This is a genomic window from Methylomicrobium sp. Wu6, from assembly GCF_035916875.1.
In the GTDB taxonomy this organism is placed as follows: Bacteria; Pseudomonadota; Gammaproteobacteria; order Methylococcales; family Methylomonadaceae; genus Methylomicrobium.
This window is the reverse complement of the sequence record NZ_JAXUHN010000094.1, coordinates 173054-195815: the sequence shown is the minus strand read 5'-3', so window position 1 is coordinate 195815 and position 22762 is coordinate 173054. Positions and strand designations below refer to the sequence as shown.

The 22762-nt window shown below is 54.8% G+C and carries 20 protein-coding genes; 11 read left to right on the top strand and 9 right to left on the bottom strand.

Annotated features, from left to right (window positions below):
* Positions 1-148 precede the first annotated feature (148 nt).
* The 3 genes from iscR to U2W12_RS18820 are packed head-to-tail and all read left to right on the top strand — an operon-like array spanning position 149 to position 2084.
* Complete coding sequence (iscR, locus tag U2W12_RS18830; protein ID WP_326502232.1) at positions 149-640, top strand: Fe-S cluster assembly transcriptional regulator IscR; 492 nt, start codon at positions 149-151, stop codon at positions 638-640.
* Entirely contained in the window at positions 637-1752 is a 1116-nt protein-coding gene (locus tag U2W12_RS18825; RefSeq protein WP_326502231.1) for a cysteine desulfurase family protein, read from the top strand. The genes iscR and U2W12_RS18825 overlap by 4 nt, the downstream gene beginning before the upstream one ends.
* A gap of 8 nt (positions 1753-1760) precedes the next feature.
* The gene (locus tag U2W12_RS18820) at positions 1761-2084 is read left to right on the top strand and encodes an iron-sulfur cluster assembly accessory protein (protein WP_326502230.1); all 324 of its coding nucleotides are present in this window, start codon (positions 1761-1763) and stop codon (positions 2082-2084) included.
* Between the two features lie 32 nt (positions 2085-2116).
* Here U2W12_RS18820 and U2W12_RS18815 read toward each other — a convergent pair whose 3' ends face one another.
* The 7 genes from U2W12_RS18815 to U2W12_RS18785 form a co-directional block, all read right to left on the bottom strand.
* On the bottom strand, positions 2117-4696 hold the full coding sequence (locus U2W12_RS18815; protein WP_326502229.1) for an ATP-binding protein: 2580 nt from the start codon (positions 4694-4696) through the stop codon (positions 2117-2119).
* Between the two features lie 301 nt (positions 4697-4997).
* Positions 4998-5192 (bottom strand): hypothetical protein, encoded by a 195-nt coding sequence (locus tag U2W12_RS18810; RefSeq protein ID WP_326502228.1) that lies wholly within the window; start codon positions 5190-5192, stop codon positions 4998-5000.
* A gap of 308 nt (positions 5193-5500) precedes the next feature.
* Positions 5501-6505 (bottom strand): cytochrome-c peroxidase, encoded by a 1005-nt coding sequence (locus U2W12_RS18805; protein ID WP_326502227.1) that lies wholly within the window; start codon positions 6503-6505, stop codon positions 5501-5503.
* Between the two features lie 429 nt (positions 6506-6934).
* Positions 6935-7207, bottom strand: coding sequence for a hypothetical protein (locus U2W12_RS18800; RefSeq protein ID WP_326502226.1), 273 nt, complete (start codon positions 7205-7207; stop codon positions 6935-6937).
* Positions 7208-7444: 237 nt separating this feature from the next.
* The gene (gene sucD / locus U2W12_RS18795; protein ID WP_326502225.1) at positions 7445-8332 is read right to left on the bottom strand and encodes a succinate--CoA ligase subunit alpha; all 888 of its coding nucleotides are present in this window, start codon (positions 8330-8332) and stop codon (positions 7445-7447) included.
* Between the two features lie 9 nt (positions 8333-8341).
* Positions 8342-9541 (bottom strand): malate--CoA ligase subunit beta, encoded by a 1200-nt coding sequence (locus tag U2W12_RS18790; RefSeq protein WP_326502224.1) that lies wholly within the window; start codon positions 9539-9541, stop codon positions 8342-8344.
* Positions 9542-9567: 26 nt separating this feature from the next.
* Complete coding sequence (locus U2W12_RS18785; RefSeq protein WP_326502223.1) at positions 9568-10518, bottom strand: CoA ester lyase; 951 nt, start codon at positions 10516-10518, stop codon at positions 9568-9570.
* Between the two features lie 248 nt (positions 10519-10766).
* Here U2W12_RS18785 and U2W12_RS18780 point away from each other — a divergent pair, with 248 nt between their 5' ends.
* Both U2W12_RS18780 and U2W12_RS18775 read left to right on the top strand, forming a co-directional pair.
* Positions 10767-11933 carry an aminotransferase class V-fold PLP-dependent enzyme gene (locus U2W12_RS18780; RefSeq protein ID WP_326502222.1) on the top strand — a complete coding sequence of 389 codons (1167 nt, stop codon included), beginning with the start codon at positions 10767-10769 and terminating at the stop codon, positions 11931-11933.
* Between the two features lie 68 nt (positions 11934-12001).
* Entirely contained in the window at positions 12002-12976 is a 975-nt protein-coding gene (locus tag U2W12_RS18775) for a D-glycerate dehydrogenase (RefSeq protein ID WP_326502221.1), read from the top strand.
* A gap of 76 nt (positions 12977-13052) precedes the next feature.
* Here U2W12_RS18775 and U2W12_RS18770 read toward each other — a convergent pair whose 3' ends face one another.
* Entirely contained in the window at positions 13053-14030 is a 978-nt protein-coding gene (locus U2W12_RS18770) for a malate dehydrogenase (protein WP_326502220.1), read from the bottom strand.
* Between the two features lie 305 nt (positions 14031-14335).
* Here U2W12_RS18770 and U2W12_RS18765 point away from each other — a divergent pair, with 305 nt between their 5' ends.
* The 5 genes from U2W12_RS18765 (at position 14336) to U2W12_RS18745 (ending at position 20954) form a co-directional block, all read left to right on the top strand.
* Positions 14336-15193 (top strand): NADP-dependent methylenetetrahydromethanopterin/methylenetetrahydrofolate dehydrogenase, encoded by an 858-nt coding sequence (locus U2W12_RS18765; protein WP_326502219.1) that lies wholly within the window; start codon positions 14336-14338, stop codon positions 15191-15193.
* A gap of 29 nt (positions 15194-15222) precedes the next feature.
* Entirely contained in the window at positions 15223-16587 is a 1365-nt protein-coding gene (locus U2W12_RS18760) for a glycerate kinase (protein ID WP_326502218.1), read from the top strand.
* A 72-nt stretch (positions 16588-16659) separates the two neighbouring features.
* A complete protein-coding gene (gene glyA / locus U2W12_RS18755; RefSeq protein WP_326502217.1) occupies positions 16660-17916 on the top strand; it encodes a serine hydroxymethyltransferase in 1257 nt (418 codons plus the stop codon).
* A gap of 115 nt (positions 17917-18031) precedes the next feature.
* Positions 18032-19705, top strand: coding sequence for a formate--tetrahydrofolate ligase (locus U2W12_RS18750; protein WP_326502216.1), 1674 nt, complete (start codon positions 18032-18034; stop codon positions 19703-19705).
* 166 nt (positions 19706-19871) lie between these two features.
* Positions 19872-20954 (top strand): autotransporter strand-loop-strand O-heptosyltransferase, encoded by a 1083-nt coding sequence (locus tag U2W12_RS18745; protein ID WP_326502249.1) that lies wholly within the window; start codon positions 19872-19874, stop codon positions 20952-20954.
* A 115-nt stretch (positions 20955-21069) separates the two neighbouring features.
* Here U2W12_RS18745 and U2W12_RS18740 read toward each other — a convergent pair whose 3' ends face one another.
* Positions 21070-21669, bottom strand: coding sequence for a hypothetical protein (locus U2W12_RS18740; protein WP_326502215.1), 600 nt, complete (start codon positions 21667-21669; stop codon positions 21070-21072).
* Positions 21670-22005: 336 nt separating this feature from the next.
* Here U2W12_RS18740 and U2W12_RS18735 point away from each other — a divergent pair, with 336 nt between their 5' ends.
* Positions 22006-22689 (top strand): TorF family putative porin, encoded by a 684-nt coding sequence (locus U2W12_RS18735; protein WP_326502214.1) that lies wholly within the window; start codon positions 22006-22008, stop codon positions 22687-22689.
* The last annotated feature ends 73 nt before the right edge of the window (positions 22690-22762 follow it).

Genomic DNA, 22762 nt, shown 5'->3' with positions numbered 1-22762 from the left:
CAAATGGCTGGAATTTCGGGTTTTTGTATTTTTAGAGATTCTCTTAACGCATTAACGTTAAAAAAACTAGGGTTATAAATGTTGACTATTTTAATGGGTTAAGATTAAAATCGGGTGACACTACTATTTTTTTGTAAGGATTAATGTTGTGCGCTTGACTACCAAAGGCCGCTATGCGGTCACCGCGATGCTTGATCTTGCTTTTCACAGCCAAAAGACCCCTGTTACATTGACCGACATCGCGACTCGGCAAACCATTTCGCTGTCTTATCTAGAACAATTATTTGCCCGCCTGCGCCGCGCCGGTATGGTCAAGGGCGTGCGCGGCCCCGGCGGCGGTTATACGCTGGCCGGCCAAACCTCATCGATCAATATTGCGGACATCATTGCCGCGGTCGATGAACAAATCGATGCGACCAAATGCGGCGGCGAAGCCAATTGCCAAAATCACAAGGCCTGCCTGACGCACGACTTATGGATGGGCCTCAGCGACCAAATCCGCGACTATCTAAAAGGCATTACGCTGGCCGATCTCCTGGAAAAACATCATGTGCAGGAAATCGCCCGGAGGCAGGAACAGGACGCCCAGCGCGTGATCGAGTTCCATCACCAAACAGGAATCAGCGCCTACCCTAAATGATCTATCTGGATCATAACGCGACCACCCCGATAGATGATCGGGTGCTCGAAGCGATGCTGCCCTATCTGAAAAGCTTTTACGGCAATGCATCCGGGCTGTACCGACTCGGCAGGCTTGCAAGAAGCGCTGTCGATACGGCACGCAATCAAGTCGCGGAACTGGTCGGCGCCTCGGCAAGCCAGGTAATTTTTACCAGCGGCGGCACCGAAGCGAATAACCAGGCCCTAGCGAATCTCGAACCGGCGGCCGGCCTTGCGGTGTCGGCGATCGAACATCCGTCCATCCTCGAACCGACCGAGCGCTTGCGGCAACAAGGCCATCCCGTGTCGATCATCGGCGTCGATCAACACGGATTGATCCGGCAAGAAGCCATCGACGAGATCATCCGCGATCCAAAAACGGCCTGGGTTTCAATCATGCTCGCGAATAATGAAACCGGCGTGATTCAGGATGTTACGCGCCATGCCGGACAATTGAAAGACCACAATATTTCGCTGCATACCGACGCGGTGCAGGCGGCCGGCAAGATCCCGATCGATTTCAAAAGATTGGGCGTGCAATTGCTGTCGCTGTCCAGCCACAAGATTTATGGCCCGAAGGGTGCCGGCGCGCTGGTTTTCGAGAAAGGCGTCAGACTCTCGCCGCTGCTGCTCGGCGGCGGACAGGAACAAGGCTATCGGGCCGGCACCGAGAACGTCGCCGCGATCGTCGGTTTCGGCAAGGCGGCGGAACTTGCAAAGTCCGAACTTGACCAACGCAATGAACGTCTTTCACTTTTAAACACCCATCTGGAAGATGGGCTCCGGTCGATTCCGGGCTTGACCATTTTTTCCGAAGCAGCCCCCCGATTGCCTAATACGGTACAGTTCGGCCTGCCGAATAGCGACGGCGAAATGCTGCTGATGAAACTCGATCAGCAGGGCATTGCGGTATCCAGCGGCTCTGCCTGCGCCAGCGGCGGCAGGGAGCCGAGTTATGTGTTGACTGCAATGGGCGTCGATCCGGTATTGGCCCAAAGCGCGCTTCGGATCAGCCTCGGAACAGCCAATACCCCTGACCAGATAACCCAATTTATCAAACTGTTAAAAGCCCTGGTTTGCCAGGAAGGATGAAAAAACTTATGTCAGTCATGCTCACCGAGAAAGCCGCCAAGCAGATCAAGAAACAGCTCGAAAAACGCGGCAAAGGCATCGGCCTGAAAATCGGCGTCAAAAAATCGGGCTGCTCGGGCTATGCTTATGCGCTCGACTATGCCGATCAGCTTGAGGATAATGAAACGGTGTTTGAGGAATACGGCGTCAAACTGATCGTCAAGCAGGCCGACCTACCCTACATCGACGGCATGGAACTCGATTACCGCCGCGAAGGCATCAACGAGGCGTTTCAATTCAACAATCCGAATGTGAAGGCGACCTGCGGCTGCGGCGAAAGCTTTAGCGTATAAATTAAAAATAAACCCTTTGGCTTTTCATTAACTCAACACCGCACCGAATTCAACAACGCGGTCAGTTCTTCGTCATGAATTGGCTTGGTCAGATAGGCATCGAAACCGGCCGCCAAGGCTTCATTGATGCGGCCTTCGTCGGCATAAGCGCTGACCGCGACCATTTTGAGGGCCTTGTCCCGACGTCTGACGATCGTCAATAATTCGAGACCGGTCATCACCGGCATATTCAAATCGAACAGCGCCAGTCGGTAATGGTTCTTTTCGAGAAACGCCAGCGCTTCCCTGCCGTTGGTAGCCGAATCGACGCTGCAACCTTCAAGCTCGAGCAAATTGGCCAGCAGCAAAAGGTTGATTTGATTATCGTCCGCGATCAGCACCCGCAACGGCCCGTCAATCGGCGGCCTCGCACTGTTGTCAGTCAACCCCGCTAACGGCTCATCTGCAACGATCGGCAACGGCAGCGACACCGAAAATCGGCTGCCCGAGCCGGGCTTACTCGTCACACTGATGGCGCCGCCCATGATATGGATCAATTCGCGGGTAATCGCCAACCCCAAGCCCAGGCCGGGCCGGATGAATTCATCCTCGTTCAGTTGCGTGAAGGGTGTGAAGATAGCATCCAAATCCTGTTCGGCAATCCCACAGCCGGTATCCTCGATTGTGATACACCAATGCCCGTCGACATAACCCGATGTCAGCGCCACCCTACCATTCTCGGTGTATTTGATCGCGTTATCGAGTAGATTGACGATCACCTGGCGAATGCGTTTTTGATCGCCTAACAACAACCGCGGGATCGCCAACACCTGCACATCGAGTTCAAGCCGCTTGGACTCGGCGTCCAATCGGCAAATATCGATGATATTTTTCAATAATTTATGGCTATCGAAGACTTTGACGTCGGTCCTGATTTTGTTCGATTCGATCGATGCAATGTCCAAAATGCCGGTAATCAACTCCAACAAATGGTTGCTGCATTGCTTGATCGTATTGATTTGCTCGTAATCTTCTTTCTGAAAAATGCGCTTCTTCAGCAAAAGTTGTGAGAAACCAAGTATCGCATTCAACGGCGTGCGCAACTCATGACTGATATTTGCCAGAAATCGGCTTTTTGAATCATTCGCCGCTTCCGCAGCGATTTTAGCCTTGAGCAACTCTTTGGTACGCTCCCTGATGACGGTCTCGGTCCGAAAATAGCGCCCGGTCAGCATCAGCAGACCGACGCCCAACAGACTGGTAAACAGCAAGCCACTGACCAATACCCACCAAATCGGCCAAGGCAACTGCGAATTTTCCCTGCCTTGATAGAAAGACAACAGCCAACGCTGCCCACCAGCTTCCGTCGCATACTGTCTAACGGCTTCGGTTTGCGGAAAACCGGCCGGCTGATTCGAATAAATCAAGTTATATGGCCCGGCCGCCCCTTTTTCCAGGACGATCGTCAGTAAACAGCCGGTATTTTTCAGTGCCTGTGTCGAAAAATGCACCAGATCGGCAATCGAAAACGAAGCCGATACCCATCCCCTAAGGCTCTTGCGGCTATTCGATTCGTGAGTGAAAACCGGGGAAAACACAATTGCCTGACCGTATTCGATCGTAAAATCAACGTCTTCCGCACTGATCCGGCGGCTTTTGAGCATATTTTTTTGATAGCTCGACAGGACGCCCTGCATAGACACATCTTTCTTCGAGGATTCGTTCAATACCGAGATAAATTCCAGCTTTATGCCGCCGTCTTTCGCAACAGTGATCCAACTGCTCGACTTGATTTCAGGAAACATCCCCAGCGTTTGTCGGGTAAACAACTCGAATTCTTGTTGCTCAACCCGGCGGGAGCCATAAAAAAAATTGCGCACCGTATAGATCGCATGCATGTCGCCCTGCAGCCGATTGATAATGGCTTGAGACAAAGTAACGGTTCGATCGTCGAATTCCTGGCGTCGCCGCTCCGCTTCGAGTTGCCGGACATGGAAATACAGGAAGATCACCAGCACAAACGTCGTCATCAGCGGCAAACCGACCGAATACCGGCGTTCGCCCCAAACCGCCCTGGGCTCGGCATAGGCGATCAGTATGACCGGGGTAAACACCAGCACGCCCATCATATCGTCTATCCACCACGGAAACCAATACGAGAATATTTCCGCAGCACCGATCATGCCTGCCTGTTGCAGCGCAATGACGCCCATGGTTGGCGTAATCAAACAGCTCAACGGCCCGCCGATCAGCATGAACAGTATGATGCTGCGATCTTCGATCAAAGGATTCGGAAAGCCCACAAACCTCTGGATCAGCACGCAACCCAGCACCGCCGATAGCGTCGCGGCCACCGCATTCACCGCATGAATCGCAACCATCGACGCATCGATGCTGAACCCATAGGCATAGGCGCTGATTGCAAAACTACCGAGAAACACGCCCGGCCATAGGCGATTGCCGAGCAACAGCAATGCCGCCTGAGCGATGCCGGAAGAGGGCCCTAAAACGCCTGCCTGGTTGGACATCACGGTCAGCAGTTGGCCCAGGATGCCGAAACCAAAACAAACGAGCGCCAGAACGATCACTATGAACAGATAATTCAACACGCGCATAGGGAATAAATCGCTCATCAATTACAGTCCTAGCCATAGTTCATCAATCCGGCACTCATTTTATCACCGTTGCGCGCGATCGATTTGAAAGCGCCCGCCTGATTTTTTTATGATCATCAACTTATCGTTCGGTCTGCAGATGCGCTCCGTGTGGTCCTGATTACATTACTCTTTCTATTTTTGTGGACACATGTTTGCAGCTGGCGGCCAGCCTCTATCAACGCCGCCCTAGAGGTCGATTCGACGAGCCGCACCGCCCGCCGTTTGCGGAATTATAGCCAGAACCAGCCGGCCGAAGCCCCAACACGGCCGCCATTGGCTATGTCATCGACAGCATGGTAATTCTGCACGCCGGAGAAATGATTCTCTTCAACTGCTTGGTCTGATCGGCACAAATCTTCTTGTAATCGATGCCCCTCCCCCTGCCCAGCGAATTGACGGCGATGACAGGCAAACCGAAGCCCTGCCGCAGACCGATTTGCCGCTCGCAAAAAAATAATAATCTGCGATTCATGAGTACGACCGAAATGGTGGGGGCTTTATGTACAAACCAGCGGCAGCGCCGAGCATACGCATTCCCGCACCGAAAAAGGCTCACGCGTGCAACGAATGTTGCATACCGAGCCATTGACGCGAATGACTGGTCGATCGCCGCTACGGCGAATTCATCGGTGTTGATATTCGAAGAACGGAAGAGATTACCGATTGCCGCCCGGCAATTAGTAATGAGGAGAAGCGAAAAAATCCGAAAGCTGAGCGCCGAGCGATTGTCAGGGTGCGCCTTAAACGCGCCCTGACCGATACGCGGGTTATTGATGCTCTTTAATTAAACGATTTGCCGGGCGTACCTGGCAAACGCGGCATCGTTTGCTTCGGGAACTCACCGGTAAGCGCGTTCAGAAAAGCAACGATATCTTCAATATCTTTTCTTTCCAGATCCTTGTTCAATTGCAGTTTGGCCATCACCTTAACGGCCTGATCCAACGATTTGACCGAACCATTATGGAAATAAGGCGCTGTCAACGCCACGTTACGCAATGTCGGCACTTTGAACAGATGCTCATCGGCCGGATTCTTCGAGACTTCGGCGACGCCCTTGTCTTTCGAGAAATGATATTGGGCTTCGAAATAGCCGTTTTCAAACACTGGGAATTTCTGGAACGAACCGCCGCCGTTGAATGCGGGCCCGCTGTGACAACTGGTGCACCCCAGTTCGGCCGCTTTATTCAAACCACGCACTTGCTGCTCGGTCAAGGCCGACTGATCGCCGCCGACATATTTATCATAAGCGCTGTTCGGCGTAATCAGCGTTCTTTCATAAGCAGCGATCGCTTTGGTCGCAGTGTCCTTAGAAATTTCTCCTCCCGGAAACGCTTCATCAAAAGCCTTCTGATAACCCTCTATCGTTTTCAAGCGCGCGACCACATCGTCCCAGCTCTTCATACCCATCTCGATCGGATTGGTGACAGGGCCTGCCGCCTGATCTTCCAGACTGGCCGCCCGGCCGTCCCAGAACTGTACTTTGTTGAATGCCGAATTCCAGACAGTCGGCGCGCTGCGGCCGCCGGTTTGGCCGTTCACGCCCATCGAATTTGGCCGGTTGTCTTCGCCGCCCAGCATCGTGTTATGGCAGGAGGCGCAAGACACGGTGCCCGTCGATGACAAACGCGGGTCATGATAGAGCATTTTGCCCAATTCGACTTTGGCTTCGCTAGTGGGATTGTCGGCCGGCGCGGGAGCTTCGGTCGGCAAAGTTTCGAGCGCCCAAGCCACTGAAACAGAACTCGCTAAAGCCAGCGCTGTCGCCAGCGCACGAAATTTAAACATATGATCCTCCTAAGTTGTTGTAGTTATTTTGTATAGCAAGACTTCATTGCTGTTGATCTTGAAAAAACATAGCGTTAAAGCCGGAACGCGAGGCGTAGGCGCAAACCGTCGAACGAAGTCAGCCATCCTGTTAAATATAACTCTATCGCCAATTGTAAGCAACGCTTCATTGACTCGGCCGGTATTCATTTCTGCGTAAAACCGCACTCGGCTCCATTCAGCCGCTATTTTGGCCTCAGCAAATCAGACTGCCAGATCATGGAGATGTAAACGACCGCCGAGCCACTTGCACATGAGTTATGAGCTTACTGGCTGTAATCGAGTTAATCGCCTAAAGTGGTGATTGGATAGCCGTAGAAAAGCAAAAAAAATGCCGGGCCAAACGGATTGGCCCGGCATTCCTTTCTTCTAAATCAGAAGTTAGCGTGATTATTTAGGTGCCGCTTCTGGCGCTGGAGCGGGAGCTGCCGCACCCGGAGCACCCGCCTCGCCCTGGGCACCCGCCGCGCCCGGAGCACCGGCCGCACCCGGGGCACCCGCTTCGCCCTGGGCACCCGCCGCACCCGGAGCACCGGCCTCGCCCTGAGCACCCGCCGCTGCAGGCTGAGATGTGCCTTCTGCCGCTTTGTCTTCAGACTTTTGGCAGCCTGCCAACAACGCCAGACTAACGATACCTGCTGCAATGATTTTCAAAGTTTTCATACTTGATATCCTAGGAAGTTATATTTTTATAAATCGCTACCCCTTTCCAGGGTCATAGCGTGCGATAACATACCAAATCCATAACGGCATTACTAGAACCTTTAGAGATAAAGTGTATCTGTCGCAACCTCAAGCGAAGCAAAAATTAAGTTCAAACCATGACAAAGAAAAAACGACCGTTTGCAACTCAGGCGGGCAGAAAAGCATTCACACCCGCCCTTGCCAATGCCCCGTATCTTACAGCTTCGCCAACACCTCGGCTACGGTCCCTCCCATCGAAGCCGGCGTCGGACAGATCGTGACGCCGAGTTCCTTCAGTATTGCAACCTTTTCGGCCGCGCCTTCGCCCGCCGAGGAAATGATCGCGCCGGCATGACCCATGCGGCGGCCTTCCGGCGCAGTAAGTCCTGCGATGTAAGCAACGACTGGCTTAGTCATGTGTTCTTTCGCGAACAGGCCGGCTTCGACCTCCTGCGGGCCGCCAATTTCACCGATCATCAGCACGACTTGCGTTTCGGGATCTTGCTCGAATTGTTCGAGTATGTCGCGGTGCGAGCTACCGTTGATCGGGTCGCCACCGATGCCGACCGATGTCGAAACGCCGATACCGAGACGTTTCATCTGGTCGGCGGCTTCATAGCCGAGCGTTCCTGAACGGCCGACGATGCCGACATTGCCTTGTTTATAAATATGTCCCGGCATGATACCCAGCATCGAACGACCCGGGCTGATCGTGCCGGCGCAATTCGGGCCGGTCAGAATCATACGTTTGTCTTTCGGAAAACGGCGCAAAAAATTCTTGACCGTCATCATGTCCTGAGTCGGAATACCATCGGTAATGGCGACGCAATACCGGATGCCCGCATCGGCGGCTTCCATGATCGAATCGGCAGCAAAGGCCGGCGGCACGAACACGATACTGGCTTCCGCATCGGCTTTTTGTACCGCTTCCTTAACCGTGTTGAATACCGGCAGGCCCAGATGGGTTTGACCGCCTTTGCCGGGCGTGACGCCGCCGACGACATTGGAGCCGTATTTGATCATGTCCTCGGCATGAAACGAACCGATCTTGCCGGTAAAGCCCTGAACGATGATGCGTGTGTTTTCGTCGATAAAAATTGCCATCTTGATTCCTTAACAACCTTCTGTAGCGTGCGCTGCTTTCGCGACGACCTGATTACGCGCCTGCACCGCTTTTTCGGCCGCCTCGGCCAGGGTATCGGCGGTAATGATCGGCAGACCGCTTTCTTTGATGATGCGCTGACCTTCCTCGACGTTGGTGCCGGACAGACGCACGATCAAAGGAATTTGCATGTCGATTTTTTTTACCGCGTGCACGACGCCCTCGGCGATCCAGTCGCAGCGATTGATGCCGGCGAAAATATTGACCAGCATTGCCTTCACGTTCTTGTCGGCCAACACCAAGCGGAAGGCTTTTTCGGTACGCTCTGCCGAGGCGCCGCCGCCGACGTCGAGAAAGTTCGCTGGTTCCCCGCCTGCCAGTTTGATCATGTCCATCGTCGCCATCGCGAGGCCAGCGCCGTTGATCATGCAGCCGATATCGCCGTCGAGGCCGACATAGCTGAGGCCTCGGTCGGCGGCGGCCATTTCGCGCGGGTCTTCCTGGGTTTTATCGCGCAACTCGGAAATTTTCGGCCGACGGAACAAGGCGTTGTCGTCGAAGCCCATCTTCGCGTCCAAGGCGACCAACTCGTTGCTGCGGGTAATTACCAGCGGGTTGATTTCGAGCATGCTGCAATCGAGCTCACGGAGTGCCTTATAGCAGCCTTTGATCGTCTTGACCGCGTGGCTGATGATTTCTGAGTCGAGACCCAACGCGAAAGCCATTTCGCGCGCCTGATAGTCGAGCAGGCCGACCGCCGGTTCTATGTAAATCTTGGTGATCGCTTCCGGCCGGGTCTTCGCCAGCTCCTCGATATCCATCCCGCCCTCGGCGGAACCGATCATCACGATCCGCTCGGCGCTGCGATCGACCAGCAGGCAAAAATACAATTCTTTCGCGATCTCGGTGCCCGCTTCGATATAAAGGCGGTTGCAGACCTTGCCGGCTGGGCCTGTCTGATGCGTTCGCAGCCGTTTGCCGAGCAGGCTATCGGCGGCCGCTTCAACTTCGTCGTGAGTCTTGCAGATCTTGATACCGCCGGCCTTGCCGCGCGCGCCGGAATGAATCTGCGCCTTGACCACCCACAGATGGCCGCCGATTTCGCGGGCACGCTGGACAGCGTCTTCCGGGCTGTAGGCCAGACCGCCCTCGGCGATCTTTACGCCATAGCCCTGTAAAATTTCTTTCGCCTGATACTCATGAATATCCACGACTCTTGCCTCTCCGCTATCAGTTATTATTTAGTTTTCGCGGCAATCGCTTCGGCCGCTCTGACGATATTGTTCGCCATTTTTTCGGAAGCCGCATCGATCAGGCGACCGTCCAGCGAGGCCGCGCCTTTGCCTTGCGCCGCCGCTTCCTGCATGGCAATCAGAATGCGCTTGGCTTTTTCGACTTCGGCGGCCGGCGGCGTAAACACCTCATTGGCCAATTCGATTTGCGACGGATGAATCGCCCATTTGCCTTCGCAGCCGAGCGCGGCGGCGCGCCGTGCGGCCTGTTTGTAACCTTCCGGATCTTTCAGATCGCCGAACGGTCCGTCGATCGGACGCAAGCCGTAAGCGCGGCAGGCCACGGTCATACGACTGATCGCCGCGTGCCACTGGTCGCCCGGATAGTCTGGATTCAGACCGCCGATATTGACGGTCCGCGCACGGTTGCTGGCCGCATAATCGGCGACGCCGAAATGCAACGCTTCGAGACGGCCGCTGGCGCCCTGTCTTGCGATGTCCTCGACATTGGCCATGCCCAGCGCAGTTTCGATCAACGCTTCGATGCCGATCTTGTTTTTCAGGCCCTGCTGCATTTCAAGCTGATTCAGCATCGCCTCGACCATGTACACATCGCCGTAAACGCCGACCTTAGGAATCAGAATCGTGTCGATTTTGGCGCCGGCCTGTTCGACCAGATCGACCACGTCGCGCACCATATATTGGGTGTCCAGACCGTTGATCCGCACGGACAAGGTAATGCCGTGGCCCTTCCAGTCCAAATCGTTGATCGCTTCGATGATGTTTTTGCGCGCCTGTAATTTGTCGTCGGGCGCCACCGCATCTTCGAGGTCGAGAAAAATGAAGTCCACACCGCTTTTCAAGGCTTTTTCGAACATGCCGGGATTCGATCCGGGAACTGCTAGTTCACAGCGCTGAATGCGCTGCACCGACGCCGTGTATAAAGTGTGACTCATTGTTGACTACCTGCCTATTGTTCGTACTGTAATTAAGATAAATCCGCCATTGTACTTTCGGAGATTTCAAAGTCAATGATTACCGCGTTTGTTTAGCGGTTACAGGGCGTGGGCGTCAGTGGCAGGGCTTTGCTCCGGCTATTGCCGATTGCAGCCCAGTATGTCATCATTGGCGGTTTTTGAATTTTGGCGCATTGAGTGCCCAACCCCGTTTTTATAACGTTTAACTACCCTGACGAGGCAAATCCATGGCTGGTCGCAACCACCTTTATATTCCTGGCCCTACCAACGTTCCTCATGAAGTTTTAAGCGCGATGCACGCGCCGATGGAAGACCACCGTTCGCCCAAATTCCCGACGCTGTTCAAGCCATTGCTCGAAGACATGAAAAAAGTCTTCCGCACCGAAAAAGGACAATGCTTCATTTTTCCCGCGACCGGCACCGCCGGCTGGGAAGTCGCGTTGACCAACACGCTGAATCCGGGCGACAAAGTGATCATTTACCGCTTCGGCCAATTCAGCCACCTGTGGGCCGAAATGGCGAAACGCTTAGGGTTCGATGTCGAAATCCATCAGGAAACCTGGGGCAAGGGCATTCCGCTGGACAAGTTGGAAGCGCGCCTGAAGGAAGACAAAAATCACGAAATCAAGGCGGTGTTGACGACCCACAACGAAACCGCGACCGGCGTGACCAGCGACATCGCCGGCGTCCGCAAAGCCATGGATGCGGCAGGCCACCCTGCGCTACTGTTCGTAGACGGCGTCAGCTCGATCGCCAGCCTGGATTTCCGGATGGACGACTGGGGCGTCGACGGCGCGATCAGCGGCTCGCAAAAAGGCTTCATGCTGCCGGCCGGCGGCGCGTTTCTGTGCTTCAGCCAAAAAGCATTGAACGCGACCGAAACCAGCAAATATCCGCGCTGCTTCCTGGATCTGCGTGATCAGATGAACCAGAACAAGGACGGCTACACGCCTTATACCCCGGCTCTGCCGATTCTGTACGGCTTGCGCAAGGCGCTGGATCTGTTGCTCGAAGAAGGTATGGACAATGTTTATGCCCGTCACCACCGTCTCGCCGAAGGCACTCGCCAGGCCATTGCGGCCTGGGGCCTGAAACTGTGCGCGCACCCCGGCTTCGAGTCCGATACCGTCTCGGCAGTCGTCGTGCCTGAAGACAAGGATGCCCGCGAAGTGATCAGCGTCGCGTTCAAAAAATACAACATTTCGCTCGGTGCGGGCCTGTCCGAATTGTCTGGCAAGGTATTCCGCATCGGCCATGTCGGCGACATGAACGATGTGTCGATGCTCGGCGCGTTCGCCGGCGTCGAAATGGCGATGCTGGATTGTGGCTTCGACATCAAGCCGGGCAGCGGCGTTGGGGCGGCAGTCGAATATTACCGTTCCACCGCGAAGTAAAAACGATAAGCCGGGTTGTGTGCCCCAACCCGGCTTTATAGGTGATTGACCTATGTTGAGATGATGCCATGAGCAAACCCAAAGTCGTCGTGACCCGCAGATGGCCCTCGGAAGTCGAGGCGAAATTGAAAGAATTGTACGACGTCACGCTGAATGAAACAGACGTGCCGATGACCGCCGACGCATTGAAAGGGGCGCTGCAAAATGCCGATGCGCTGCTGCCGACCGTCACCGATCCGATCACCGCCGATATTCTGCGCGTCCCGAACAAGCGCGCCCGGATCATCGGCAATTTCGGGGTCGGCTATAACAATATCGACATCGCCGCCGCAAAGGAACAAGGGTTGGTCGTGACCAACACGCCTGGCGTCCTGACCGACTGCACCGCCGATATTGCCATGCTGCTGCTGTTGATGTCGGCCCGCCGCGCCTCCGAAGGCGATCACCTGGTGCGTAGCGGCCAATGGGCCGGCTGGGGACCGACGCACTTGCTCGGCCAAAAAGTCACCGGCAAGACGCTCGGATTGATCGGCTTCGGCCGGATTGCGCAAGCGGTCGCAAAAAAGGCGCATCATGGTTTTGGAATGAAAATCCTATTTTATACACCACGCAATCCGCCGGCACAGGAAGTTATCGACGACGTTCAGGCCAGCCGCTGCGCGACAATCGAGGAACTATTGAGCAAATCTGATTTTGTTTCATTGCATTGTCCTGGCAGCGCTGAAAACCGGCATCTGATCAATGAAGAGCGTTTAAAGCTGATGCGTCCGGCCGGACACTTGATCAATACCGCGCGCGGCGATGTGGTTGACAATCGGGCCTTGTGCAAGGCATTGAAGGAACGCTGGATCACCGGAGCGGGCCTGGATGTTTACGAGGGCGAGCCAAATGTCTACCCAGGCTTCCTGGAACTCGACAACGTGGCCCTGCTGCCGCATCTTGGCAGTGCGACGGTGGAAACCCGCGTCGCGATGGGCAACCGGGTGCTGGAAAATATCGCGGCGTTTTTTGCGGGGCAGGAACCACGCGATCGGGTTGTATAATTTTAAAACTCTTTCAAGATTACGGTAATGTCGGGTTACGCTACGCTAACCCGACTTTTTGATCAATTCGGCAGATTTATAGCAAATGCCGGATCGCGTCCCGTTCTTCCTTCAACTCAGTCTCGGTCAGCCGCATCTTTTGCATGCTGAATTCATTGATATTTAGCCCTTTCACGATACTGACCTCGCCATGGGTGACGGTTACCGGAAAGGAATACATCAGATCCCTTTCGATCGCATAACTGCCATCGGAGAGGATGCCCATGCTGACCCAGTCGCCATCCGGCGTATCCAGGGCCCAATCACGCATATGATCGATGGCGGCATTGGCCGCGGAAGCCGCGCTCGACAAGCCGCGCGCCTTGATCACCGCCGCGCCGCGCTGCTGCACGGTCGGAATGAAATCATCGATGAACCAGTGGCGTTCGACCAAGGACAGCGCATCCTGGCCTTTGACTTTCGCGTGATGCAAATCGGGATATTGAGTGGTCGAATGATTGCCCCAAATCGTCATGTTCTTCACGTCGGTCGCCAACACGCCACATTTATCTGCGAGCAGACTGATCGAGCGATTGTGATCCAACCGGGTCATCGACGAAAAATTTTCAGGCCCAAGGTCCGGCGCGTTTTTCAGCGCAATCAGCGCATTCGTATTGGCTGGATTGCCGGTTACCAGGACTTTCACCTTGCGGCTCGCGACATCGCTCAAGGCCCTGCCCTGCACCGAAAATATCTCCGCATTCACTTCCAACAAATCCTTACGCTCCATACCCGGTCCCCGAGGGCGCGCGCCGACCAGAAACACATAATCGGCGTTTCTAAACGCAACACGCGGGTCGTCGGACGTTTCGACGCGGTGCAGCAAGGGACTGGCGCAATCCTGCAATTCCATTACCACGCCGTCCAAAACGCGCATCGCCTGAGGAATTTCGAGCAAGTGCAGAATGATCGGCTGATCGGGACCCAGTAATGAGCCCGAAGCCAGGCGGAACAACAGAGAATAGCTAATTTGTCCGGCAGCGCCCGAAACCGCGATATGAACGGGTGTTTTCATTTGTTATCCCTAATGATTAAATTTGTAAGTGTATTATTCGATAACGCTTGATTTGGAAAACATCATCGCTCGCGGCAAATAACCACTGCGGGAAGCCTGAGCATTCACGCCATTCGCATCATCATCGAGCCCTGTCTGCCTACGGTTAATGATAACGTCAAGCCCTCACGCCCGCAAGCCGATTGATCGCCGCTTGATCGTTAATTACGGCCTTAGGCCGGCCGACATCAACAACGCATCTCAGGTATAATAATCCCCCATTTAACATTTGCATTCGGCCGTCATCGGCCTGCTCTCCGACATCCATGAAAAAACTGCTGTTCCAATTCGATACCGACCTGCATCCCGCCGTCTTCGATACGGTCGTTGCCTATGACGGAGGCGCCGATCATGTGACCGGTTTCGGCGCACTCACGCCGGACAATATTGGCGGCCTGGTCGAAGGCGCGATTTTTACACGGGCGCCGAAAGACAAAAAAAATACCGCGATCTTCATCGGCGGCAGCGACATGATCGCCGGGCAAAATCTGCTGAAAGCGGTCCAAAGCAAATTTTTCCCAGGCTTTCAAGTCTCGGTGATGCTGGACAGCAACGGCGGCAACACCACCGCCGCGGCGGCGGTCGCCAAATTGGCGGTCAGCGGCACGTTATCCGGTAAAAAAGCGGTCGTCCTGGCCGGCACCGGGCCTGTCGGACAACGGGCGGCGGTGATGCTGAGCCGCGAAGGCGCGATCGTTTCGATGACCGGCCGCAAAATGGCAAAAGTCGTCGAGGCTTGCCAAGCAATGGAAGCTCGCTTCGGCGTCAACATCACCCCCATCGAAGCTGCCGACCATGACTCCAGAGGCCATGCGATCGAAAACGCGAACATCGTGTTTGCGGCCGGCGCGGCCGGCATCGAACTGATCGGCGCCGAACATTGGCAAAACAATCCCGACATCGAACTGATCGCGGATGCGAACGCGACCCCGCCAATCGGTATCGGCGGCATCGACGTATTCGACAAGGGCAAGGAACGCTACGGCAAGATCGTCTGGGGCGCGCTTGGCTTCGGCCCGTTAAAACTCGAACTGCACCGCGCCTGCATCGGCAAATTGTTTACCGACAACAAACTGGTTTTCGACGCGGAAAACATTTTCGAATTAGCCAAGCAAATGGCTTGATTACCGTTTCCACAAACCGATTCAATTCAGTGGAAAGTGAATCATCCCTCGCGTTGCGCGACAATGCCTTTGCCATTTACCAGGCGGGCGTGGCGGCGGCCGACCCGTATCTGGCAGTTAAAAACTGCCTCTCGGCCAGTGCGCGGCATTTGGCGATCCGCCTGGATATTGGCGACCCCAGCAAACAGCGCCTGGGCAAATGGCCAAAAATTCATCTGATCGCTTTTGGCAAGGCCGCCTCGGCGATGGCCAAAGCGACCGAAGAGATGATCCCCGAATCATTATGGGCGGGCAAAGGTATTGCCGTGACCTACTACGAGAACGTTGCTACGCTGGACCACACCGAAGTCTTCGGCGCGGGCCATCCGTTGCCGGACGTAGCGGGATATAAAGCCGCCCAACGGCTCGCCGAAAAAGCCAGCCGGGCGCAAGCCGGCGAACTGGTGCTGACGCTGGTCAGCGGCGGCGGTTCGGCCCTGATCCCCTGCCCTGTCGACGCTATTTCCTTACCCGAAAAATGCGAGGTTACCCGCCTATTGTTGGCCAGCGGCGCGGACATCAACGAGATCAACTGTGTGCGCAAGCATCTGTCGCAATTGAAAGGCGGCGGCCTCGCAAAGCTCGCCTCGCCGGCCGATTTGCACGCGCTGATTCTGTCCGATGTGCTCGGCGACGATCTGAGTGCGATTGCGAGCGGCCCGACCGTGCCCGATCCGAGCACTTTTCACGAGGCGATCCGCATCCTACAAAACCGACAGCTTTGGCAACAGGTTCCCGTTTCGGTCCGAGACCATTTGCAAAACGGTGCGAGTGGAAATGCCCCCGAAACACCGAAGCCGAATGATCCAATCTTTGAAAAAACCGGCCATACCTTGATCGGCAGCAATACGATCAGCCTGAATGCCGCAGCCCAAATGGCAAAGCATCTTGGCTATGAGCCCGTTATCTACAGTGATCATTTATGTGGTATTGCCAGAGAAACCGCCGAACACTGGGCGAATACTCTCGCCGACTTCCAAAAAATCCACCAGCCGATGGCCTTTCTGGCGGGCGGCGAAACAACCGTCAAACTGGCCGGCAACGGTCTCGGCGGCCGCAATCAGGAAATGGCGCTGGCGTTTGCATTGTTCGAAGAACGTAAGAAACTCGACGCGGACTGGGTTTTTCTAAGCGCCGGCACCGACGGCCGCGACGGCCCCACCGATGCGGCGGGCGGACGAGTGGATGCCGGTTCGTTGACGCGGATGCGCTCCCAAGGCATCGATCCCATAGCGTTGCTCAGCATCAACGATTCGTATCACGCCTTGCAAGCTTCGGGCGATTTACTGATCACCGGCGCGACCGGCACCAATGTCGCCGATCTACAGATTCTATTGATTCACCCGAAAACCTAGGGCTATACGATAACTCTTTGCACCACAGCCCCGACAAGCCCTAAAATATCCCAAATTCATAAGGAGATTCACATGTTTAATAAATCGATGACTATCAAAGGTTACGACGATGAACTGTTCCAGGCGCTCGAAGATGAACGCCGGCGCCAGGAAGACCACATCGAACTGATCGCTTCGGAAAACTACTCCAGCCCGCGCGTACTGGAAGCGCAAGGCACGGTGCTAACCAACAAATACGCGGAAGGTTACCCGGGCAAACGCTACTATGGCGGCTGCGAATATGTCGATGTCGTCGAGCAACTGGCCATCGATCGCGCCAAGCAACTGTTCGGGGCAGACTGGGCGAACGTACAGGCGCACTCCGGCTCACAAGCCAACGCCGCCGCCTACATGGCGCTGATCCAACCGGGCGACACCATTTTAGGCTTGGCGCTGTCCGATGGCGGCCATTTGACGCACGGCGCGAAGCCGAATTTCTCCGGTAAAATTTACAACGCCGTACAATACCATTTGGATCCCGCCACCGGCCTGCTCGATTACGATCAAATCGAAGCCTTGGCGCGCGAACATCACCCGAAAGTGATCGTCGCCGGTTTCTCCGCGTATTCGCGGATCATGGATTGGGCGCGTTTCCGTGCGATCGCCGACGCGGTCGGCGCCTACCTGCTGGTCGATATGGCGCATGTCGCGGGATTGGTCGCGGCAGGCCTTTATCCGAACCCGGTGCCTTACGCCGACATCGTCACCACCACGACGCATAAAAGTCTGCGCGGCCCGCGCGGCGGCATCATCCTGGGCAAAGCCAACGCCGAGCTCGAAAAGAAAATCAACTCGATGATTTTCCCCGGCATTCAGGGCGGCCCTTTGATGCACGTGATCGCGGCCAAGGCCGTCGCCTTCAAGGAAGCGCTGGAACCGGAATTCAAAGCCTATCAGCAGCAGGTGATCAAGAATGCACAGGCGATGGCGAAAGTCTTCATCGAACGCGGCTTCGACGTAGTCTCGGGCGGCACCGACAACCATTTGATGCTGGTCTCCTTGATTCCGAAAGGCATTACCGGCAAGGCCGCCGACGCGGCGCTCGGCAAGGCGCACATCACGGTGAACAAAAATGCGGTACCTAATGACCCGCAGTCACCTTTCGTAACCAGCGGCATCCGCGTCGGCACCCCGGCGCCGACCACGCGCGGCTTCAAGGAAGAACAGGTGATCAATGTCGCGCACTGGATGTGCGACGTGATGGAGAACATCGACGATGAAAACGTAATTGCGGCGGTGCGTGAAAAAGTCGCGGCGCTGTGTGCTCGTTTTCCAGTCTACGGTGCTTAAAACGGCCTACGCCAACGCATCCATTATGTAGAGTGGCCAAACGGCCTTACCGTTTGCCACCTTGAACATTCACTTACGGTGGGCAGTTTAGCGCTGCCCACCCTACGAGGAAAGCATGTCTGACATAGAAATCGCCCAGCAGGCCAAGATGAAGCCGATCATCGGCCTGGCGAAAGAGCATTTCGGCATCGACGCCGAACATCTCGATCCTTACGGCCATTACAAGGCCAAATTGTCGCTGGATTATGTAAACAGCCTCGGCGACAAACCGGACGGCAAACTGATCCTGGTCACCGCGATCAGCCCGACGCCGGCCGGCGAAGGCAAGACCACTACCTCGGTCGGCCTCGGCGATGCGCTGAACCGTGTCGGCAAGAAGACGATCATGTGCTTGCGCGAGCCTTCGCTCGGCCCCTGCTTCGGCGTCAAAGGGGGAGCCGCCGGCGGCGGCCATGCGCAGGTCGTGCCAATGGAAGACATCAACCTGCATTTCACCGGCGACTTTCATGCGATCGGCGTCGCGCACAACCTGCTCTCGGCACTGATCGACAACCACATCAACCACGGCAATGCGCTCGGCATCGACCCTCGCCGGATTCAATGGAAGCGCGTCGTCGACATGAACGACCGCGCGCTGCGCCACATCGTGGTCGGCATGGGCGGCCCCGCGAACGGCTATCTGCGCGAGGACGGCTACGACATCGTGGTCGCCTCGGAAGTGATGGCGATTCTCTGCCTCGCGACCAGCCGCGCCGACTTGAAGGAACGCCTCGGCCGCATCGTGATCGGCTACAAGATCGACAATAAGACACCGGTTTACGCGCGCGACCTGAATGCGCACGGGGCAATGGCGGCCTTGTTGAAGGACGCGATCAAGCCGAACCTGGTGCAAACGCTCGAAAACAATATCGCCTTCATTCACGGCGGCCCGTTCGCGAACATCGCGCACGGCTGTAATACGGTCACCGCGACCAAGACCGCTTTAAAACTGGCCGATTATGTGATAACCGAAGCCGGCTTCGGCGCGGATCTCGGCGCCGAAAAATTCGTCGACATCAAATGCCGGATGGCGGGATTGAAGCCGTCGGCAGCCGTCCTGGTCGCAACGGTCAGGGCTCTCAAATTCCACGGCGGCGTGGCGAAAGAAGACTTGAACCAGGAAAACCTGAGCGCACTCGACAAAGGCTTCGCAAACCTGGAGCGGCATTACCGGAACATCACCGAGCACTACGGCCTGCCTTGCGTAATCTGCATCAACCATTTCACCTTCGACACCGAGGCCGAGCTGAACCTGTTGCAGGACAAGTGCCGGACCCTCGGAGCGGTCTGCATCGTCTCGAACCACTGGGCCGAAGGCGGCAAGGGCGCCGAACAGCTCGCGCATGCGGTCGCCGAAACGGCCGATCACCATCACGACGGCTGCCGTTTCGTTTACGACGATCACCTGAGCCTCTGGGAAAAGATCGAAACGATCGCGACCAAACTGTACGGTGCAGCAAATGTCACCGCGAATGCGAAGGTTAAGGCGCAGCTTGCGGCCTGGAACGGCGAATACGGCCATTTCCCGGTCTGCATGGCCAAGACGCAGATGTCTTTCTCGACCGACGCCTCGGTCAAAGGCGCCCCTTCCGGGCACACAGTCGAAATCCGCGAAGTCCGCCTCGCCAACGGCGCTGGCTTCATCGTCGCGATTGCGGGCGACATCATGACCATGCCTGGCCTGCCGAAAGTACCTGCGGCCGAAAAGATCGATATCGACGAAAACGGGCGGATCAGCGGGCTGTTTTAACGCATCGGACAGCCTCGATGCGGTGCAAGGGCATCGAGGTTAATTGCCGTTTTTTGCCTCCTATAGCGATTTTGCCATCATTACCAATGTACCGGCATCGTAATGATGCTTAACCCACTCCACCGAAAATCCCCCCACAAACTCGGCAAGATTTCACTGCAACTTCATCGACGGTGCCTACCTGGAAATAGCCGGCGATGATCATGAACGCTATCTTGTAAAAATCGAAGATCTCGATGAGCCTGATTTTATTATGCAGCGCGAAGTCGAGGCCGGACAGTGGATAAGAACGCCGCATCGCTATTTCGTGCGCTGGCGAGTCAATGTTTTCAGTCAAGCCGATAACAGCCTGCTATACCATCACACTTACGATTGCCAAAATAAACGGGTTTACATCGCCTTCGAATCGAGTTCGCTGGGCGATACGCTGGCCTGGCTTCCGGCCGTCGAGGAGTTCCGTAAACGGCATCATTGCCATATGATTTGTTCGACATATTTGAACGATCTCTTCAGAGAAAATTATCCGGAAATAGAATTTATCGCCCCCGGAGAAACAGCTCACGATCTTTATGCCATGTATCGAATAGGCTTGTTTTATAAGGAAGACGGCGAATACGATTACAGCAAAAATCCCACGGACTTTCGAGAACAACCGCTGGCTCAACCGGCATTCGACATTTTGGGATTGCCTTTTAGCGAAATCAAACCGCTGATCAGCATCCCCGATTTGCCGCGCCTAATCGATAAACCCTATGTCTGTATCGGCCTGCACGCCACGTGCCAAGCGAAATACTGGAACAATCCCAAAGGCTGGGATGAAGTTGTGCGCTTTCTGCGTTATAAAGGTTATAACGTCGTACTGTTGTCGAAAGAAGGTAAGAAACACATGGGCAACAGCGCCCCCCAAGGGGTGAAATGTCTGCAAGAAGGCGGCTTGGAGACAGTGATCAACTATCTACGGCACGCTAAGCTGTTTATCGGCGTCGGCAGCGGCCTCAGTTGGCTGTCCTGGGCCACCGGCTGCAGGACCTGCCTGATCAGCGGCTTTTCCTATCCCTATGCGGAAATGCAGGACTGTATCCGAATATTTCCGCCGGGTGGAGTTTGCAGCGGATGCTTTAACCGTTACCGCCTGGACGCCAGCAATTGGGACTGGTGCCCCGATCATAAGGAGACGCCGCGTATGTTCGAGTGTACCCGGCTCATCAGCGGCCGCCAGGTCATAAGTGCCATCTCTCCGTATCTTTGAAAAAGCGGACAGGATCAAAGCCAAACTCACGGTTGAACTCCGAACAAGCCCGCAATGGGATAATCGTCCCCATTCCCCCGTTCCGAGCTTGATTGTCAAAAGGCCAGCTAACTTTCTAAAAAGAAATTCGCGCTAATTCCGTATTGGCGGTGGCTAAGTCATCGTCTCCATCATATTCAATGACGACAGAATCGCCCGTGTAAGCAGGGATATCGTTGGATTCGCAAAATCCTTTCCTTTCCTGATAAACCCCGTTGCGCGTCCGGACTTTTAATGAATACTTATAGTATTTACGGCTTTTCCCGATACCCTCCAGTTCGCAGACGGAATTATCGGGAAATCTTGCAATCACAACGCCCTCCTCAAAATTATCGTCGGTCACTAAACTGCCTTTACCGATATAGACCTTGAGTTCGAGGTCCTGTTTGAGACCGTTCTTTTTGAAGGTCTTTTTATGCGCGACTTTCACAGCCGGTTCGGAAATACTCGGGCTGACCGTACATCGAACCGATACGGACCGATCCGTAGAGCATTTCATCACTGAACTCCCTGACGATCCCGAAGTACCCGAAGTACCCGAAGTACCAGATGAACTCGACGAGCTTGAACTGCTGGACGAGTTACCGTCGTCTGAACCGCTCGCAAATACGGGGGCGGCGACAACCAGGCTGCCAACCAGTAAAAGCGCCAATTCTTTATGTTTTGTTGTTTTCATTGTTGTTCCTTCAAATGGGGAAGTTGAATTGCTCAAAAAATATAAAAACTTTTATCCTGTTGGTTCTATTTCATCCGCTGGTTCTAAAAGCTTCAACTACTGGATTCCTCGTACCTTGAAAAAGGTTCAATCGGAGCGAAAAATTGCTTCCGCGCCTAGGCGGCAAGACGCCGACATACCGATTGACAATACACGCTTCTCGTTGGCGGGGACCAAACCTACCGTTCTACCTGAGCATTTTCTCTAATATTCGAAAGGTTTGATATACTTTCAGCCATAGACACCTCCTGTACCCTATCCGGATTTAGGCGACTGCCCAGCGCGGCGATTCTTCTCTTGCACTTCGCCCCTGCCGGTGCCGAAATTCATGCATCGGCGACTGTCATGAGCGAGAACATCGGCAAAGGCTTTTCCAAAAGCACCGGTAAATTTTCGGGTCTTGTCAATCTCGATTATCAGCATGCGGCCGGTTTTTATTCTGACGTCAATACAGCCTATGTGAATTTTGGCGACAACAAGAATGCCGACGCCGCCCATATCGAAATCAACCCCTATCTGGGCTGGGCCTTCAGTTTGCCCGGTGATTGGCGGCTTGACGGCCAATGGTCACGCTATCTCTACGATGGAAATATTTTCGGGAAGCCATCGGATTACAACGAAATCGGCCTTTTTTTGCATTTCCGGGATATTCTGAGCGCGAACGTTTCCTTCTCCGAGGATTATTATCAGCGCGGCCATGCCGCCATGAATTATGAAATGACCGGCCGCTACCCCGTCACCGACTTTCTGGAATTTTCCGCAGGCATCGGCTATACGCAAGCCGAGCGCACTTTGGAATATGACTATTTGTATTGGAATGCCGGATTCAGTACGTTTTTCAAGTTTGTCACACTCGATTTGCGATACGTGCATGCGGTGGATACGGCCAGCAGCACAAATTCGCAGCCCGATGGTCACTCGGATTATTACCCTCCGCCCCTGAATCCGACTTTTTTGTTCAGCATTTCCGCCGGTTTTTAAGCACCCATAAAGCTAAATTTTTTCAGTCCATTGAACCTTTTCCGGTTGCACCGCGATATATCGGTAAATACTT